The organism is Staphylococcus argensis (assembly GCF_002902305.1).
GTDB classification, from domain to species: domain Bacteria; phylum Bacillota; class Bacilli; order Staphylococcales; family Staphylococcaceae; genus Staphylococcus; species Staphylococcus argensis.
Genome location: NZ_PPPX01000001.1, coordinates 55,121 through 73,162 on the forward strand (window position 1 = coordinate 55,121; position 18,042 = coordinate 73,162).

Sequence of the window (18,042 nt, forward strand, 5' to 3'; positions counted from 1 at the left end):
AGAAATGGATTTTCATTGCAGCCTTAATCCCTCAAGCGTGTCAAGACGTCCTTAAAAACAAATATGAAACCGATCATTTAATTATATTTAATATGTTTCTTGTTCATTATTTCTTAGCAAGAACTAATATAGCGCGTTCATTATTAAGCTAGAAAGTTAGTTTCTTAATGAATAAGAACAATCTTAGCAGTTAGATATTTCAACTTACTTTCTCTAATTTTCAATTGAGATTTAAGCATAAATTTAATGTTTTTTTGCATAAATATACCTTGAGTTTATCAATTAAGCTTATATTGTATGTAAGTGAATATTGCTTCACTCAGTACAACTTAATTAGATTGCAAAAGTAAAACTAATACAATATCGCCCGTACTATCGAAAAGCAGGTAGTACGGGCGATTACTATATTCATACCATTTGATTAAAGATTTTCTTGAGCAAGTTGAATTGCGGATTGAATATAATCTGCGGCATCTTTCACGCGTCGTGTTTCGTCTTCGTTAAGCTCAATTGCATAACGTTCAACGATACCATTTTTATCCACTAAAGTAGGCAAACTCATCGCACAGTGGTCTAAATCGTACTCGCCGTTAAGTGGGGCGGTGATAGGTAAGATTGAGCGCTCGTTGAGTAAGAGATGACGGATGAGAGACGTTGTTGCACGAGAAACTGTACTGCTCGTCCAACCCTTGTTCTTCAAGACGTCAAATGCTACTTTATCCACCTGATCTGTAATGGCTTGTTGATCAATCGGTTCAACATTCGCCAATTTCTCATATTCTGCAATAGGCATGCCGAAGATTGTGACTTTACTCCATACAGGCACAGCATTTTTACCATGTTCACCAATCACGAAAGCATTTACGGATTTCGGATCAATTTGGTAATGTTGCGCAATCAATGTTCTGAAACGCGCACTCTCCAACAAAGTACCTGTTCCCATAATCTTCTCTTTCGGATAATCCACGTGATCTTGAGCGAGATACGTCATCGCATCAACTGGATTTGTGATAAAGATGACAAGCGCGCTTTGCGTCACTTGCGCGATACGTTGCATAATATCTGTCACGAGACTTGCGTTATCCTTTGTGAGAGCGACACGGTCTGGCATATTCGGATCCATAGGTGCACTTGCTGAGATAGCGATTACGTCAGCATCGTGAAGGTCAGCATAATCTCCACGATGGATATCGATGTGATTAACGCTTTCTAAACCTTGCATATGTACATGGTCGAGTGCTTCACCATAAGCGAGATTCTCGTTGCTATCGATTACGGTGATTTCAGAGAATAAATTCTCATATTGAATATCTGTGAGTATTTGGCTTCCTACGTGCCCAATTCCGATAAGACCCAATTTCATATTGATTCACCTCAAATAATTTGTCGATAATTTAACTTTATCACACTATAGCTTTAGAAAGCTGAGTTATCGGCTTTTAGGTGATGAGATTTTAGATAAAATTAAGGTAAATGGATATATTTTATTAATTTTGCATAAATATACAAAATAGAGAAATCGTGATATGATTATAGAGTCATCTATTCGTGACAAATACGTCATGAGGAGGTGAGTTGTCGTGTTTGAATCGATAATAAATACTATACTAACTACTATCAGTAGTTGTATAGTTATTGCGTTTAAGAACTGGTTACAAGAACGCAATAAAAAAGATGACAAATAACCAGCACTAATAAACCCCCATGCTAGGTCAGTAGCATGGGGGTTTGGTAATGTTATCGTGTTTGAATTACTCTTATATAATACCTTAAAGGTATTAAGAATGCAAGTGAAAAGATGCTATAGATGTATACATCTGGATAATTATGTAAGTTGTTATAAGTAGTTTAAGTATAAATCTTTAATGTTAGTTTTAATTCATACCTAGATGATAAGTCCTTGTCATTACAAATATCGCTATACTACCGACCTAGCATGGGGAGCATAGAGTCATCTGACCATAGTTAATACGTCAGGAGGATATGATATCTGATATGTGATACATTAAATACCTTATACTAACTACTTTAGGTAGTTGTATAGTAGTCGCGTTTAAATATTGGTTAGTTAAGCGTGATAAAAAAGACGACGAATAACCAACACTAATAAACCCCCATGCTAGTGCTAGTAGCATGGGGGAGTATAGAGTCGTCTGTCCTTGCCCAAAATTGGGACAGCGCATGCCTGACGTATTAATACAAGCGATACTAACTACTTTAGGTAGTTGTATAGTTGCGTTTAAGCACTGGTTAGATAAACGCAATAAAAAAGATGACAAATAACCAACACTACACTCATATCATACTATTAACATTGTGCGTAAGATAATAATAAGTATATGAGTTATTTTTATTATACTTCAATTCAGCACGATAAAGCAATAGAAAAGCGCACTATTTTAAAAATTGTTTAATAGCTTTTGGATGCAAGTTTTCGTGCTAATACACTCTATAAATCCCTATACTTCCCGACTGATGAATCTTCTTCCATGTTCACTATACACCGATTAATGATAAATCTTACTTCCTTGTTCTTTAAACTCTTCGGCCTTTTCCTTCATACCTTCTAACTTCTCTTGATGTTCTTCTCTAATATTATGTGAAATCTTCATTGAACAGAATTTAGGTCCACACATACTGCAGAAGTGTGCCACTTTAGCAGCTTCAGCAGGTAAAGTTTGGTCGTGATATTCTCGAGCTTTTTCAGGATCTAATGAAAGGTTAAATTGATCGATCCATCTAAATTCAAAGCGCGCTTTACTAATCGCGTGGTCGCGCTCTTCAGCATTTTTAAGACCCTTAGCTAAATCAGCTGCATGTGCCGCAATCTTGTAAGTAACGACACCTTCGCGCACGTCGTCTTTATTTGGCAAACCGAGGTGTTCTTTCGGCGTCACGTAGCATAACATTGCAGTGCCATGACTCGCGATGTTCGCAGCACCAATCGCTGAAGTGATGTGATCATACGCTGGAGCGATATCTGTCGTTAGCGGCCCTAAAGTGTAGAACGGCGCCTCTTTACAGTAGAAATCTGCTAAATCTTGGTTCTCCTTAATCTTATGCATTGGAATGTGTCCTGGACCTTCGATCATCACTTGCACACCATGGTCCCAAGCGATATCTGTCAGTTCGCCTAACGTCTTAAGTTCCGCAATTTGGCTCTCGTCATTCGCGTCATAAATTGAACCTGGTCTCAAGCCATCTCCGAGGGACACTGCGATATCATATTGAGCGAGGATGTCGCATATTTCACTAAAATGCTCATATAAGAAACTTTCTTCATGATGCGCTAGACACCATTGTGCCATGATCGAACCACCACGAGATACGATTCCTGTGAGACGGTCGACTGTCATCGGTACGTATTGTAGTCGGACACCCGCATGGATAGTAAAGTAATCTACGCCTTGCTCAGCTTGTTCGATGAGCGTGTCACGATAGACTTCCCATGTTAGATCTTCAGCGACACCATCGACTTTCTCTAATGCTTGATAAATAGGGACTGTACCAACTGGGACGGGTGAGTTGCGTAAAAGATATTCGCGCGTCGCATGAATATTCTTACCTGTAGAAAGATCCATGATTGTATCCGCACCCCAGTGAATCGCCCACACTAATTTCTCAATCTCTGCTTCGATGGATGAAGAGACAGCAGAGTTTCCGATATTCGCATTGATCTTCACTTGAAAGTTCTTACCAATAATCATCGGTTCAGATTCAGGGTGATTGACGTTATTCGGAATAATTGCACGTCCGCGAGCAATTTCTTCACGAACAAATTCCGGTTCAACATCTTCACGGCAAGCGATAAATTTCATTTCTTTCGTGATGATGCCTTGTTGGGCATAGTACATTTGAGTAACAGGTTTATCGCTACTAGACTTTCTAGGTTCATACTCAAATGGATGTTCAACTAACTTTTTATGGCCAACTTTTTTAAAGCCATTATCAATCGACTGTACGCGGCGACCGGTATACGTCTGCGTATCTTGACGATCTTCAATCCAACGTTCACGTGTCTTAGGAATACCTTTGAAGACGTCGACTTCGTAATCTTTAGAGTGATAAGGTCCCGCAGTATCGTAGACATAGAGCGGTTTATTTGTGCGTGTTTCATTTTCGAAGACAGTTTCTGAGAGGTTAATTTTTCTAAAAGGCACCTTGATATCGCTATCCATACCTTGTCTAAATACGCGTTCACTCGCGGGAAATGCTTTCTGAAGTTCAATATTTTCTTGTTTCATGAAATTAAAGTCCTCCTCCATTAAATTGCGCTAGGAGGGCTTAAGTGGAGAGGTTTAAGAGAAGCGATTAAGAGAAATCAACTGATAGGCAGGTGAATTGTGGCAGTTAAGAGTATAATCAATATGATTTCTAATATAAGTAGTAAATATTAAAAAAGCACATCCTTAAGAAGGAATGCGCAAAGAACGACATGCAGAAACGCCTCGTATGTAAGTCACATTTATTCTACAAGCGCTCAATAATGGTAGAGTTCGCACTGATCACGTGTTATCCATATGTAATCCCACGTGGATTGACTTACAAAACGATAGAGTAGAGCAAATTAAGCCCTTATATATTTACTACTCTTCGTACGTTCATTTGCTTCCCTACGCTAGTATTATCTAGTTCAGGTCCAAAGGGTTGAGGAATCCTCCTCTTTCAGCACTTTAAAGCACCCCTAGCAATGTAATATGAAATTACATTTATATCATAGCAATAATTAACAGAAGTTACAAACTTATATTGGAGGAATAACTTTACATATTTTTGTAAGTAGCTTTATAAAAGTGAAAACAATAATACATTAACTTATAAGCGTCTCTTAGAAACGTATGTTTTCTTCTGATTTAATCTATATTTTATATCGGAGAGTATGCGCGTTTACTATTGTTCAGGTAGTAAATTATAATAGTAGAAACTAGTATATTCTCCCGAAAGAAGGTTTTACCATGTCTCCACAAATAATAGATATTCATCATCATATTATCCCTCAAATATATAAACGCGCATTGAAGAAGATTGGTGTGACGACAGCGGGCGGTTATCCTATTAAAGATTGGGAGCCTGAAGATAGTCTACAAATGATGGATGAGTTAGGTATTGATGTCGGTGTGACTTCAATTTCAGAGCCGGCGACACTTCCTTTTAAGAAAAAGAAAGCAGCGAAAGTCGCACGTCAAGTCAACGAATATCAAGCTAAACTCAAGGCGAAGTATCCTGGGCGTTTCAAAAGTTTCGCTTTACTCCCTATGCCTCACGTCAAAGAATCTATCGCAGAAGTGAAATATGCGCTTGAGGAATTAAAGTTAGATGGCATTGGTTTGTTGTCTAACTATGGCGATGCGTATTTAGGCGATGATCAGTTCGATTCAGTGATGGCTGAGATTAACCGTCATCAAGGTATCGTCTTTGTACATCCAAGTTCGACTTCAGATAAAGTGGCGAAACCGCAGTATGTCTTTGCAGATTTCCTCGAAGAATTTACGTTCAATACGACACGTGCAGCAACGAACCTTGTACTCAGTGGCACGATGGAGCGTTACGATCAGTTGAAGTTTATTCTCGCACATGCAGGTGGAACGTTACCTTATTTGAAATGGCGTATTCATGAGGCGTTAGAGACCCAACGTTATATTATGGAAGATCCGAAATCGCGTTTGCAGCCGATGATGGGGAATAAGAAGAAAGATTTAGTGAAGACGGTTATCAAACACCCTGTGAAATATGTGAAGATGTTTAAGCAGTATAAACATGGGCTTGATGGCTGGAACACGTTAAACTCAACTGTTTCGGAATACTTTAGTCGATTCTATTATGACACAGCTTTATCGACAGGGGATGCGACCTTTGCGAGCTTAAAAGAAACGACGGATGTGTCACATGTGCTCTTCGGTTCAGATGCGCATTATGCACCAGATTCTTGGATAGATAAAATGCAACAAGATATAAGTCGTACAAATTACTTCACTCAAGAAGAAAAAGAAGATATATTTAACCGAAATAGCAAACAACTATTCTCATAAAAAAGAAGCTGGATTCCGTTGGCGTTCCCCATGTTAAACGAAGTATATTTATACTTAAATCTAACGATAGGGGCAAACGAAATCCAGCTTTTACATTCATTATTCAGGGTATTTGTCTGATTTACTAATATTTCCATTCTCATCGAGCAGGGGAGTAAGACCGCCGCCAGTTGAAATCCAACTTGCTAAATATTGATTTCCGGTCACTTTGTCAGTCAATATATAAGTTCTAATATTCTTATCACTCGAAGCTTTCTCCGTTACGAAACGGTCTTCATCTTTATCTTTACCAAAGATAGTATCATCTCACTTTCTAAATAATGATTCATGCTTTCTATATTGACTTTCGTCATTCTTTTTATAATCAAACTATGTTTAAGAGCATGTAGTATTGTTAATACCAGACCAAAGCATGCTCGTAAATGGTGACGGTCAACTAAAGCTACTATAAATATGAGAATCGCTGTAATTGCATCAGTGATAAAACATACTGAACCGCGGCCTGCAAATTTGCCCAATCCTCGTATAAATAGAAAAAACTGCGCCCTTACCACGGCGCAGTTTTTACTAATCACAAACCCTTATTCAAGATGGTCTCTATCATCCTCATGCGTAAAGTTCTTCTTATAATTAACGTACACTTTAAACAGTTGTAGAAGAATCAAGACTACCGCGAAGAAGGCTAAGACGGAATGATGACCGACTAAAGCCATGATGAGCATGATGATTGCCACAATCAACGTAACAATTGTCGCTAAAGGTGATAGCATACTGTTATCCATTACCTTCAACTCCTTTCGTTAGCGTTCTTAATCTTCTCTGGATCTTTGGCGATATTGAACATAATAGTAGATATTCATGATTACTCCCACAATACCGACACTCATAACAACGTAGTGGTGATTGATGAAACCACTCACAATCAACGTGATTCCAAGAATCCAGCCTATGATGATCAGTACTAACATCGTGATGTTTGAACGCAAGGATCTTCACTCCATTCTGGGTAGTTGTAGCGTAACATATTTCGAAGTGCCTTAATAACAAAGTCTTTCTCTTTATTTCTATTATATACGCTGGCTACAATTAAAGCTAAAATAATTGCGATGCAGCATCCACTAAACTATAACCCCCGAGAAAGGTAATGACTGCAACGACAAGTCCACCAATCACATTCCATTTCCAGTTATTGATATAGTCACCGAGTAAACCACGACGATTGACGATAATAAAGATCACAATTGCTACAATCGGCAAGATCATTCCATTCAATGCTTGTGCGACAAGTACCACCTGAAGCGGTTCGAATCCTAAAGCAGAAGAAATAATGCCAACGATGATGATGCATGCAAAGACGGTCTTATATTTCTTGCTCGACATACCGCCTTTCCAACCAAGTAAACTGCTAATCGTAGCAGCTGCCCCAGTTGGAGAAGCAAGAGCGGAAGAAAGACCTGCAGCAAACAAGCCAATACTCATCGCGTAGGGTGCTGCTTGACCTAAGATAGGTTCTAAAGGTCGAGCGAGTTGGATCACACTCGATACTTCTTCACCTCGAATCAACGTTGCAGCTGAAATTAAGATCGCTGCTGAAATAATTCCACCAATCGTAATTGATAGAACGGTATCCCAACGCGCAAAGCGTAGCGCTTTTATACTGTGAAAGCGTTCGTGAACTGCAGTAGAGTGAATAAAGAAATTATAAGGAACTACAGTAGTTCCGATTAAAGCGATAACTGTTAACATGGAGCCATTTGGAACAGTAGGAATCAACGCGCCTTTAAACACAGCGCCAACATCAGGTTGCACAAGAATCATCGTCGTGATAAAGATGAGCCCCATAATAACCATGAGTACAATCATTACTTTTTCTAAAAAATCATAATTCCCTAATACACCAATTAACAAAATAATAATCCCAATAATCGGAGCGACGACGTGCTTCGGCAAATGTAACAGGTAAGCTGCTCCGAGTGACGTCCCAATTAAATCACCACTAATATAGGCAGCACAACCAAGTGTTACGACGATTAAGATAAACCACACGAGAATGAATTTGCCTACCTTGTGTTGCAGTAATGACTGAATGGCTTCCCCAAGTCCTTCGCGTGTTACTAAAGATAGGCGAATAATCATTTCTTGAACGACAATCGTCGCAATTACAGAGAAGACGACTGCCCAAAGTAAACTGTAACCAAAGCCCGCCCCGCTTTGTGTCATCGTAGTGACGGTACCAGGTCCGATAAAGGAAGCGGTGATAATCATACCTGGCCCTAGTGCCTTCAAGATTTGAATCCCTTTAGATAACATACTCCCAACCCCTTGTGCGCATATGAGTTATAGTTGAATGCGCGATATTTAGTTATTATTCAAATAAGCGACGTGACCAGCGAGGACGTACAATACAGCTGTAGAGACGAAGTGTGAAGAGTTCTGATTGGCGTCATTCATTGGATAGACTTCTACATAATCCATTCCGCATAAACCGAGTTTGCCAAATTCGTGGATGAGCGTGAGTAATTCGAAAGAAGATAGGCCATTGCCATCCACTGGACCTCCAGGATTGAAAGCGAAGTCCAAGACATCACTACAGATGGTTAAGTAAACCACGTCAACATCTTGTTGCGCTTGTTCGTAAATGTCTCTAGCGAAAGCCTTTAAATCTTCAGCGGCGCGAATATCATTGATCGTCAGCGTCTTTGCGCCAGCTTCTTCCGCATAGCGCCCCGTCTCAGGTTGATTGCGCGGCCCGTGAATGCCAGTATGAATAATACTTTCATTACGTACACCATCAGTCTTATAAAGATGCATAAAAGGTGTATTGCGCGCGAACTTTTCACCTTCATAATCCGGCATATTATCATAATGCGCATCGAGATGAATGATGCCGACTTTCTTACCTGTATTCGTCAAAGCTTTCAATATAGGATAGGTCACCCCATGTTCACCGCCGAAACCGACGAGGAACTTGCCACTTTCCCATAAGTTTTGGGTAAAAGTTTCGATGTTGTGATAACTTTCTTCATTATTATGTGCTACGAAGGGAACATCTCCAGCATCTCCGAGAGAAAGATGTTCACTCACATCAATATGATTGAGTTCTGGTAAATAACAACTATAACGCGCAGAGCTTAAACGAATTTGTTTCGGACCGAGTTCCACTCCTGTATAATCACCCCAAGTACTTTCACCTTCGAAAGGTGCGCCATAGAAGATGACGTCAGTATCTAATGTTCCAAATTGAACCAAGTTCTTACTATTTAAAAAACACGGCGTATTACCGTAAATATTATTTTTCATAAACTACCCACTCCTTTATTGTTAGTTATTATATAGTTATCTCTTTGCCTTTTCAAATAAATCTGAAAACTACATAGTGGAATAGTTAGTTAATAATATAAATATTTAGAACTAACTAATATGAAATTTAAGTGTATTTAATTTTCAATGTTATGACTCTCGCTTGCTAATGGGACCACACTCAACTAATTCCTTTCGCTCAACGAGCTCTAGGAATGGATTTTCGTTGCGGTCTAGATCCATCAAGCGTCTCGAGTCGACATTGAAAATCATTTCTAGTTAACTGTAGTTTTATTTTCTTTGGCTCATATACTGTTTTCTATTTAATGTTTCAAAATCATTCAGAAAGAAATCTTTGTCGTAGTAACTAGAGGACAGTTATGATAGAGATAACGCAAGAAAGGGAGTGTAGGGATGACGGAAATTTGCCTTGTGAGACATGGTGAAACGGAATGGAATCAACTTGGGAAGCTCCAAGGGCGTACGGATACAGAACTCGATGACAACGGTATTCAGCAAGCGAAAGAATGTGCGAAAGCTTTAAACGGTAAACAAGGGTCAGCTATTGTAACGAGTCCTTTACGCCGTGCATGTTGTACGGCTGAGTTCATCCAAGAGCAATTGCAGATTCCTCTATTGAAGATGGATGACTTTATTGAACGCAGTTTCGGTACTGCAGAAGGGATGACCGTGGAAGAGAGATTAACAGCTTACCCTGATCGAATTTATCCTCAACAGGAAACAGAAGCACATTTGGAACAGCGTTTACGAGCCGCGTTGAATGAGATTCAATCCCAATATCCTCATGGTCAGGTGATTGTCGTCTCTCATGGTGCTGTGATCAATTATTTATTAAGATCGATGTGCACGCATGATATGGAAATTCCACGCCACAGCTTAGTGAATGGGAGTATGAGTACAATTACCTATCGCGATGGTGCTTGGCATGTTCAAGACTTTAATATGACGCATCATCTTTCTCATTATAAAGAGATAGGTAAAATGTAAGTACGGTACGAGTACATTATATATGAAAGAACGAGTGAAGTTCGTAGATGTTTTGGTTACATCTGCGGACTTTTTTACTGGTTAGGAGAGAAAGTGATGTTGTTTGAAGCGGAGAAATGCAACCGCCTTTCTTATTCAGTAAAAGCGTGAGCGCATTCTTAAATGCAATGAGCAATTTCGAATTTCTTCAGTACACTTTAAAGTTCGCTCAAGCATTTAATTCAAGATAATCATCAAAAGTATACGAATTCAACGGAAGCAATGGCGTGATAGATATAAATATTGTGAAATGAAAGCCCATAATAAGTAGCACGAATTAAACTATAACCCAGTTGTAGCAAAAAAGTTTGAAAAATTTTGCTTAATTAAGAAGTGCACTAACTATTTAGAGAGTAAAAATACATATTTGAAGTAAATAAATACACTAAAATCAACGGATTGGAATAGTGAGCGTGTAATTTATGACCAAAATGTTACACTTAGGTACTCTTTATGTACATCTGGGCACTCGTTTACCACAGTTACGTTCTATCCCTTACACTATAGTTAACAGTTCAGAAGACAACAGAAAGGGGTGAAAATCATGGAAGGTATCGTAAGTTCTATCTCAGACGCAGTAAAAGCAGGTCTTGATAAAGACTGGGCTACAATGGGAACAAGCATCGCTGAAGCAGTAGCTAAAGGCGTTGATTTCATCGCTGGTTTCTTCGGTTAATTCCGAAAGCGTGAAGAAGTTCCAACCATGCTAAGATGGTTAGGTTGGACACTTAAGCATTCATATCCACCATCTAAGCATTTTTGATTAGTACAATAATAACTTGATTATAAATAAAATTAATTTGAAAGGATGAATTATTCATGGAAGGTATCGTAAGTGCAATTTCAGATGCAGTAAAAGCAGGATTAGACAAAGACTGGGCTACAATGGGTACAAGCATTGCAGAAGCTGCAGCTAAAGGTGTAGACTTCATCGCTGGCTTCTTTGGCTAATTTCAAGCTTTTCAATACAATGATTCGATAACTATAATGAAGCGGTGGGACGTCATGTTCCATCGCTTTTTTTACATATGATGAATGGTGATAGTCTTAATATTAGAAGCTCAACTTCATCGCGTTCCATCACTTATACATATAATTAAAGCCCCGCCTTAGTTCAATGACCAAGGTGGGGCAAAGTAGTGTATAAGAATATATAGTTAATAGCTACGTTGTTGTGTAGCCTTTTTACCATGAAGGACAAAGTAAAGTAGTGTCGCAAACACGACGAGTATAGCCATAATCACGTAAAGAGCACGGTAACCTGTCAGTGGAATGATCAAGCCGAGTAATACTGGACCGATACCTGCACCGAAGTCTGTGAACATATAGAATGTAGAAGTGGCTAAGCCAATCTTCTTCTTCGGTGATTGTTGAATCGCAATCGCTTGGGCACTTGGAATAATCGTACCGTAGCCTAAACCGATAAAGATGGCTGAAATGAGTAGCAATACGGCACCATGTGACATTGAAAGTATCAAGAAGCCAAGTGCGAAACTGATTAGCACAGGATACATAATCTTATTCTCACCATAAGCATCATACACTTTACCTGTCACTGGACGTGTCACGAAAGTGGTAATTGCGTAGACCACGAAGAACAGACCAGAGAATGATGCTAAATCAATGAGTTTCGTATAAATACTTAAATAAGAAAGTACACTTGAATATGCGATACCGATAAAGACGATGACTGTCGCAATCGGTAAGGCTTCTTTCTGAATAAACTTAGCTAGACCGCTCGCAGGAGCAGCTTCTTCCGCCACTTCGTCCTCTTCTTTAGGCACTTTGTTGACTGTAAGCGCAAAGAGTAGAGATACGACGATGACGATGAGACAAACTAAGAAGTTAGATTGGAAACCTAAATTACCGCTGATTTCAAGTCCGACGAAAGGTCCCACTGCAGCAGCAATCGTCGTACTCAAGGCATAGTAACCAATGCCTTCACCTTTACGCTCTTCTGGAACGATAGTTGAAGATATCGCACCTGTTGCTGTAGATGAAAAGCCAAATGCGACACCGTGAAGTAAACGCACAATCATAATGATGAGTAAATTATTGATGGTGAAGTACAATGCGACGGTGATGATTGAAAAGATAATACCACCTAAAAGGAAGTACTTCGGTTGGAATAAATCGATAAATCGACCTGCGACTAAACGCCCGAATAACATACCGATAATAAAAATACCTGCCGCTAAACCGCCCATAGATTCAGAAGCATGGTATTGATGAATAGTGAAATCGGTAATGGTAACGATGAGTGTATAATGAATCATATACATTAAAAAATTGACGAAAGTAATAAAGATAAAGTCCTTCGTCCACAATTTATCATACATAATGATACCGCCCTTTTTCCTTTGAAGTTTCAATATATCTATTATAACTTTAGTATTACTTATTGTATAATTAGAATTAGTAATTTTAATATAAGTAATGCTAATGTAAATGGGAGGCGAATTGAGACGATGAACTTTGAACAAATGCAATATGTTAAGACGATTTATGAAACAGAATCCATGATTCGTTCAGCAGAATTGCTGCATATTAGTCAATCGGCTTTAAGTCAATCTCTGGCGAATTTGGAACATGAATTGGGGTATAAAATATTTAAGCGCTCACGCAAAGGAACATACCCTACTGATATGGGTAACACACTACTACCATATATTCTGGATATTTATGAAGCGCAACAGAAGTTAGAGACGAAAGTTCGAGCGCTAGATTCTAAATTGACTGGAACGCTCAAGATTGCGACGATTCCTACATTATTCCATCAAATCGTTCCTCGGGCACTTTCTGAGTTTAAGAAGGATTATCCGCACATCGAAGTTCAAGTAGAGGAGGATGATCGAGATCATATCCTGCAGCGTGTGGAGAACCAAGAAGTAGATATAGGATTAGTGGCTAAAAGGGAGAGCGAAACCTTTAAATCTACCATCGTCGATAATGACTTGAATTTAGCTACTGATTTCAAACTCATTGTACCATTGAAATCGAAATTGTCATTTCAAAGTTCCGTTTCCTTACAACAAATTCAAAATTATCCGTTCGTCTTGTTTGATCGTAATCTTTATCAACATAGTATCAAACAGTTTGAAGCACAACATGGGCGTCTTCAAATCGTCTTTCGCACCAACAACCCTGGCGTCTTAATCCGTACGGTTTCAGAAGGGTTAGGTCTGAGTATTATTTCCAGTCTTATGTTAGAGAACGACCCCTTTGTTGAACAAGATTTAATTGATGTAGTTCCGATGGGCGAACCTTTCAACTATCACGTGTTCTTTACAGCGTTAACACATGCGAATCAGCCCAATGCCGCTATTGTAAAAACCTTTATTCAGTATTTAAGGCAGTGAGCGTAAGTAGGGGAAGTCCGACGCGTGTTTATTATTTTATAGAAAGAAGGAGGCAACATGCCTCGTAGTGTCTGAAAGCAATATCTAGATAGAGAAAGTGACACGCACCCCCGACTATCTGCTTCACGAGGTGCCCGCCACTCTCAAACTACTGAATCTTATGCAAGAAATTCTGGAAATGAACTAAACTATCCAACTGGCGATTACATTTCAAGCTATCATGACAGATGTAGTCGCCTTTCTTCGTATATCGACCGTCACTAGATTGGTTCGTCTTACGCATAAAGAGCGACACATTCGATTCCTTATTACAAATTGAACAGAACCCTTTGACCACTTGTGGCGAAAGATCCCCATAGAAACCTTGAAGTTTCCCATTCTTATCATAATAGAGAATATATTTACGTTGCGAAGCGATATCCGTCCAGCCAATATACGTGCTATCGTACAGCACTTCTTCGCTAATCTTCGGCGTCTTCAATTTCTTCACTTTGCGAAAGACCTTTTTAACCTGTTGAGGGGTAGGGTGAGTAAAAGGTTTCACGTAAGGCTTCATTTCTGCAAGCAACTTCTCAGCCTTGTAAGTGGAGAGGTCGAGCGTCATAAGCTGATCGACCCACTTCTCAAGTTCTAACGTTTTCTTTGGAAATAGTGAGAGAATATGATCTTGCGTCTCACTCTGAATGAGGCTGATCGTACGTGTGTCATTCACTGATTTGTAAACGTTGATCAGACGAGCCACGCGATGTTCGATGTCGTGAAATTGATGAGGATAAAGTAAAGACATACGTTTCACCCTTTCTGTTAAAAGTATAGAGATTAATATATGCGCATAAATATTTATAATCATGAGTTATTGTTAATCGAAATAGAGTATCATCACATGAATTTTAGTGTAACATATCAGGGCTTATCGGGGGTATAGACGCATTTTAGTAACTTAGAACAGTTCATGCATGTACGCTCTATGTATACAAGAAATCGTTTTTATATTATAATGAAGTTGTTAATAAAAGTTTTGTTCACACCGAGAATACACTACGACGATTGTAATACACACAAGGGGAGAGATATTGATGAAGAAGATTATTATCACAGGTGCCTTAGGACAAATTGGTACTGAGCTCGTAGTTAAATGTAGAGAACTTTACGGAACAGATAACGTATTAGCAACAGACATCAACGAGCCAGAAGAAGGTTCTGAAGTAGCGAAAGGACCTTTCCAAATCCTTGATGTTACAGATAGAGAAAAAATGTTTAAGACAGTTGAAGAATTTGGTGCGGATACAATGATGCACATGGCTGCATTATTGTCTGCAGTTGCAGAGAAACGCCCAATGTTCGCTTGGGACTTAAACATGGGTGGTTTAATGAATGCTTTAGAAACAGCGCGAGAATATGACTTACAATTCTTTACTCCAAGCTCTATCGGTTCATTTGGTAACTCCACACCTAAAGTGAACACACCACAAGTAACAATTCAAAGACCTTCAACAATGTATGGTGTCAACAAAGTTGCAGGCGAATTGTTATGCCAATACTACTTTGAAAAATTCGGCGTCGATACACGTAGCGTAAGATTCCCAGGACTTATTTCTTACGTTAAAGAACCAGGTGGCGGTACTACAGACTACGCCGTTGAAATTTACTTCCAAGCTGTGCGCGAAGGTAAATACGCAAGCTTTATCGACAAAGGTACCTACATGGACATGATGTTCATGGACGACGCTATCAATGCGATTATCAAATTAATGGAAGCTGACGGTGGCAAACTTATTCACCGTAACGCTTATAACTTAAGTGGTATGAGTATTGAACCAGAAATGGTTAAAGAAGCGATCCAAGAATATTATCCTGACTTCGAATTGACTTATGATGTAGACCCAGACCGTCAAGGCATCGCAGACACTTGGCCAGATAACTTAGATGTGAGCTGCGCACGTGCAGAATGGGGCTTCAATCCTGAGTTCGACTTAGATCGCATGACTAAGACTATGTTAGATGCGATTGAAAAACAAGAAGGCAAACAAAAATAACACTATATAATAGAAGAAACTGAGCACATCAACGGGATGAATGGAGACGAAGGTGTACGTCATGGTCATCTCGACGTGCTCAGTTTTTTTAATAATAATCACCATAGTCAAATTTATTTGAAATTTTTAGAAAATTATTGAACGGCTCAATGCCGATTGATATAATATGAGATAAAGATGATTAAATTAATAGGGGGAACGCATCATGTCAAATAAAATTGAATTTGTGAAACGTGAACAACTTAAAGAAAAGCCAGATCCAAAGAACTTAGGTTTCGGACAGCACTTCACAGACTATATGCTAAGCTATGATTATGATAAAGATAAAGGTTGGCATGATCTGAAGATTGTACCTTACGGACCAATCGAGATTTCTCCGGCAGCTCAAGGTATACACTACGGTCAATCTGTATTTGAAGGATTAAAAGCTTATAAACATGGCGACGATATCGTATTATTCCGTCCAGATCAGAACTTCAAACGTATTAACAACTCTTTAGAACGTATTAACATGCCTAAGATTGACGAAGAAGAATTATTAGAAGGATTAAAACAACTTGTTGATGTTGAACGTGATTGGGTACCAGAAGGCGAAGGACAATCACTTTATATTCGTCCAGTTGTGTTTGCAACAGAAGGTACTTTAGGTGTTCACGCATCTCATAACTATAAATTACTCATTATCTTATCACCATCTGGTTCATATTATGGTGGAGGCTCACTCAGCCCAACTAAGATTTACGTAGAAGACGAATATGTACGTGCAGTACGAGGCGGAACAGGTTTCGCGAAGACTGCAGGTAACTATGCGGCAAGTTTACTCGCTCAAACACAAGCGAACAAAGAAGGCTGGGACCAAGTCCTTTGGTTAGATGGTGTTGAACGTAAATATGTTGAAGAAGTAGGTAGTATGAACATCTTCTTCGTTATCAATGGTAAACTCGTTACACCGAAATTAGACGGTAGTATCTTACCAGGTATCACACGTAAGTCTATCATCGAATTAGCTAAGAAATTAGGCTACGAAGTTGAAGAACGTCACGTAGCGATTGACGAACTTATCGAACTTCACGACAAAGGCGAATTAGAAGAAGTCTTCGGTGCAGGTACAGCTGCTGTGATTTCACCAGTAGGTAAGTTAAAATACGAAGATCGTGAAATCACTATTAACAACTTTGAAACAGGCGAAACGACTCAAAAACTTTACGATCACTACGTAGGTATTCAAAGTGGTAAGATTGAAGATCCAAACGGTTGGAGAGTCGTTGTACCTAAATACTAAGTTCATTTAGGTCAAATTGTTAAAAATAAATTGATAGTTTAAAGGATGCCCCTCACTCTTCAGTATTTGCTGGAGAGTGAGGGGTGTTTAAATACTTCATCCAGTACAAAGATTAAAGTTCTTTGGCTACCATTTTACAAGCCGCGATATTTGCACTAAGCTAAAGTTGATATAGTACAGACTACACTTCTAGGGAGAGAAAAAAGATGACTAGAAATGTAATTGAATGGATTATCGCTATCGTGGTGGGCGTTGTTCTCGCAATCTTACTCAGCAAGTTTGTGGTGACGAAATATAATGTCCACGGTTCGTCGATGTATCCAACGTTTAAAGATGGAGATAAACTCATCATCAATCGGATGTCGAAGAACTTGAATACGGTGAAACGCGGTGACGTGGTAATCTTCCACGCGACGCAACAACGCGATTATATTAAACGACTCATTGGGAAGCCTGGAGATTCTGTCCGCTATAAGAAAGACCAACTTTACATCAATGGTCATAAAGTGAAAGAGCCTTACCTGAAGTCGAATAAAGAAGCGACAGCACAACGTTATCTGACGGAAGATACGGATGTGTCGAAGATGAAACATTCAGGCGGTAATAAACGAGTACCTAAAGGCAAGTATCTCGTGCTCGGTGACAACCGCGAAGTCAGTATCGATAGTCGTCGAGAGCTCGGTCTAGTGAATAAAGATCGAATGGTCGGTAAGGTCATGATGCGCTGGGCACCATTGAGCGATATGCGCTTTAAGTTCTATCCACATAGCTTTGATGAGGTCAATTAATCATAATAACGCTTCGACGTTAATTCCCCACAAGAATGAGCAGAATTAAGCGTTAGTACGGCGTTAATTCATTTTTAGAACGAAGAGTGAGTTAATCGCTTACTAGGGCGAGGTGCATCAGTGAATGTCGCGAGGACAGTTGCATGTTTTGACTAGGCTAATGAGTCGTTAGAACAAAACTCATCCAATTAAATAATGAAG

Annotated in this window: 17 protein-coding genes and 1 riboswitch; of the genes, 8 read left to right on the forward strand and 9 right to left on the reverse strand. The window is 39.2% G+C overall.

What is annotated here, in order from left to right; genetic code table 11:
- Nucleotides 1-421 precede the first annotated feature (421 nt).
- Together CD039_RS00265 and thiC are read right to left on the reverse strand one after the other, a co-directional pair.
- Nucleotides 422-1,363: a lactate/malate family dehydrogenase gene (locus CD039_RS00265; RefSeq protein WP_103370657.1), complete on the reverse strand. Its 942-nt coding sequence runs from the start codon at nucleotides 1,361-1,363 to the stop codon at nucleotides 422-424.
- A 1,144-nt stretch (nucleotides 1,364-2,507) separates the two neighbouring features.
- Entirely contained in the window at nucleotides 2,508-4,244 is a 1,737-nt protein-coding gene (gene thiC / locus CD039_RS00270; RefSeq protein WP_103370658.1) for a phosphomethylpyrimidine synthase ThiC, read from the reverse strand.
- 349 nt (nucleotides 4,245-4,593) lie between these two features.
- A riboswitch (TPP riboswitch) is annotated at nucleotides 4,594-4,696 on the reverse strand.
- A gap of 259 nt (nucleotides 4,697-4,955) precedes the next feature.
- Between thiC and CD039_RS00275 the strand changes: the two genes are divergently transcribed.
- Nucleotides 4,956-6,029 carry an amidohydrolase family protein gene (locus tag CD039_RS00275; protein ID WP_103370659.1) on the forward strand — a complete coding sequence of 358 codons (1,074 nt, stop codon included), beginning with the start codon at nucleotides 4,956-4,958 and terminating at the stop codon, nucleotides 6,027-6,029.
- A 99-nt stretch (nucleotides 6,030-6,128) separates the two neighbouring features.
- Here the strand turns inward: CD039_RS00275 and CD039_RS12130 are convergent, their stop codons facing one another.
- The 5 genes from CD039_RS12130 to CD039_RS00300 all read right to left on the reverse strand — a co-directional run bounded on the left by CD039_RS12130 (nucleotide 6,129) and on the right by CD039_RS00300 (nucleotide 9,329).
- Complete coding sequence (locus CD039_RS12130) at nucleotides 6,129-6,326, reverse strand: DUF6440 family protein (protein ID WP_103370660.1); 198 nt, start codon at nucleotides 6,324-6,326, stop codon at nucleotides 6,129-6,131.
- A 284-nt stretch (nucleotides 6,327-6,610) separates the two neighbouring features.
- Nucleotides 6,611-6,811, reverse strand: coding sequence for a hypothetical protein (locus tag CD039_RS00290; protein WP_103370662.1), 201 nt, complete (start codon nucleotides 6,809-6,811; stop codon nucleotides 6,611-6,613).
- Between the two features lie 27 nt (nucleotides 6,812-6,838).
- Nucleotides 6,839-7,015: a hypothetical protein gene (locus CD039_RS11800; protein ID WP_167386212.1), complete on the reverse strand. Its 177-nt coding sequence runs from the start codon at nucleotides 7,013-7,015 to the stop codon at nucleotides 6,839-6,841.
- A gap of 106 nt (nucleotides 7,016-7,121) precedes the next feature.
- Nucleotides 7,122-8,339, reverse strand: coding sequence for an Nramp family divalent metal transporter (locus CD039_RS00295; RefSeq protein ID WP_103370663.1), 1,218 nt, complete (start codon nucleotides 8,337-8,339; stop codon nucleotides 7,122-7,124).
- 48 nt (nucleotides 8,340-8,387) lie between these two features.
- Nucleotides 8,388-9,329 carry an agmatinase family protein gene (locus CD039_RS00300; RefSeq protein ID WP_103370664.1) on the reverse strand — a complete coding sequence of 314 codons (942 nt, stop codon included), beginning with the start codon at nucleotides 9,327-9,329 and terminating at the stop codon, nucleotides 8,388-8,390.
- Nucleotides 9,330-9,743: 414 nt separating this feature from the next.
- Between CD039_RS00300 and CD039_RS00305 the strand changes: the two genes are divergently transcribed.
- The 3 genes from CD039_RS00305 (at nucleotide 9,744) to CD039_RS00315 (ending at nucleotide 11,327) form a co-directional block, all read left to right on the forward strand.
- Complete coding sequence (locus CD039_RS00305; RefSeq protein ID WP_103370665.1) at nucleotides 9,744-10,337, forward strand: histidine phosphatase family protein; 594 nt, start codon at nucleotides 9,744-9,746, stop codon at nucleotides 10,335-10,337.
- Between the two features lie 583 nt (nucleotides 10,338-10,920).
- The gene (locus CD039_RS00310) at nucleotides 10,921-11,052 is read left to right on the forward strand and encodes a beta-class phenol-soluble modulin (RefSeq protein WP_002471171.1); all 132 of its coding nucleotides are present in this window, start codon (nucleotides 10,921-10,923) and stop codon (nucleotides 11,050-11,052) included.
- A gap of 143 nt (nucleotides 11,053-11,195) precedes the next feature.
- The gene (locus CD039_RS00315; RefSeq protein WP_002471158.1) at nucleotides 11,196-11,327 is read left to right on the forward strand and encodes a beta-class phenol-soluble modulin; all 132 of its coding nucleotides are present in this window, start codon (nucleotides 11,196-11,198) and stop codon (nucleotides 11,325-11,327) included.
- A 206-nt stretch (nucleotides 11,328-11,533) separates the two neighbouring features.
- Here CD039_RS00315 and CD039_RS00320 read toward each other — a convergent pair whose 3' ends face one another.
- Nucleotides 11,534-12,715 (reverse strand): MFS transporter, encoded by a 1,182-nt coding sequence (locus CD039_RS00320; RefSeq protein WP_103370666.1) that lies wholly within the window; start codon nucleotides 12,713-12,715, stop codon nucleotides 11,534-11,536.
- A gap of 129 nt (nucleotides 12,716-12,844) precedes the next feature.
- Between CD039_RS00320 and CD039_RS00325 the strand changes: the two genes are divergently transcribed.
- On the forward strand, nucleotides 12,845-13,735 hold the full coding sequence (locus CD039_RS00325) for a LysR family transcriptional regulator (protein ID WP_103370667.1): 891 nt from the start codon (nucleotides 12,845-12,847) through the stop codon (nucleotides 13,733-13,735).
- A gap of 148 nt (nucleotides 13,736-13,883) precedes the next feature.
- Here CD039_RS00325 and CD039_RS00330 read toward each other — a convergent pair whose 3' ends face one another.
- Complete coding sequence (locus CD039_RS00330; protein WP_103370668.1) at nucleotides 13,884-14,522, reverse strand: FusB/FusC family EF-G-binding protein; 639 nt, start codon at nucleotides 14,520-14,522, stop codon at nucleotides 13,884-13,886.
- Between the two features lie 289 nt (nucleotides 14,523-14,811).
- Between CD039_RS00330 and CD039_RS00335 the strand changes: the two genes are divergently transcribed.
- From CD039_RS00335 to lepB, 3 genes are all read left to right on the forward strand, one after another.
- Nucleotides 14,812-15,771, forward strand: coding sequence for an NAD-dependent epimerase/dehydratase family protein (locus tag CD039_RS00335; RefSeq protein ID WP_002471166.1), 960 nt, complete (start codon nucleotides 14,812-14,814; stop codon nucleotides 15,769-15,771).
- A 205-nt stretch (nucleotides 15,772-15,976) separates the two neighbouring features.
- Entirely contained in the window at nucleotides 15,977-17,053 is a 1,077-nt protein-coding gene (locus CD039_RS00340; RefSeq protein ID WP_103370669.1) for a branched-chain amino acid aminotransferase, read from the forward strand.
- A 206-nt stretch (nucleotides 17,054-17,259) separates the two neighbouring features.
- Nucleotides 17,260-17,841, forward strand: coding sequence for a signal peptidase I (gene lepB, locus CD039_RS00345; RefSeq protein WP_103370670.1), 582 nt, complete (start codon nucleotides 17,260-17,262; stop codon nucleotides 17,839-17,841).
- Nucleotides 17,842-18,042: the final 201 nt, after the last annotated feature.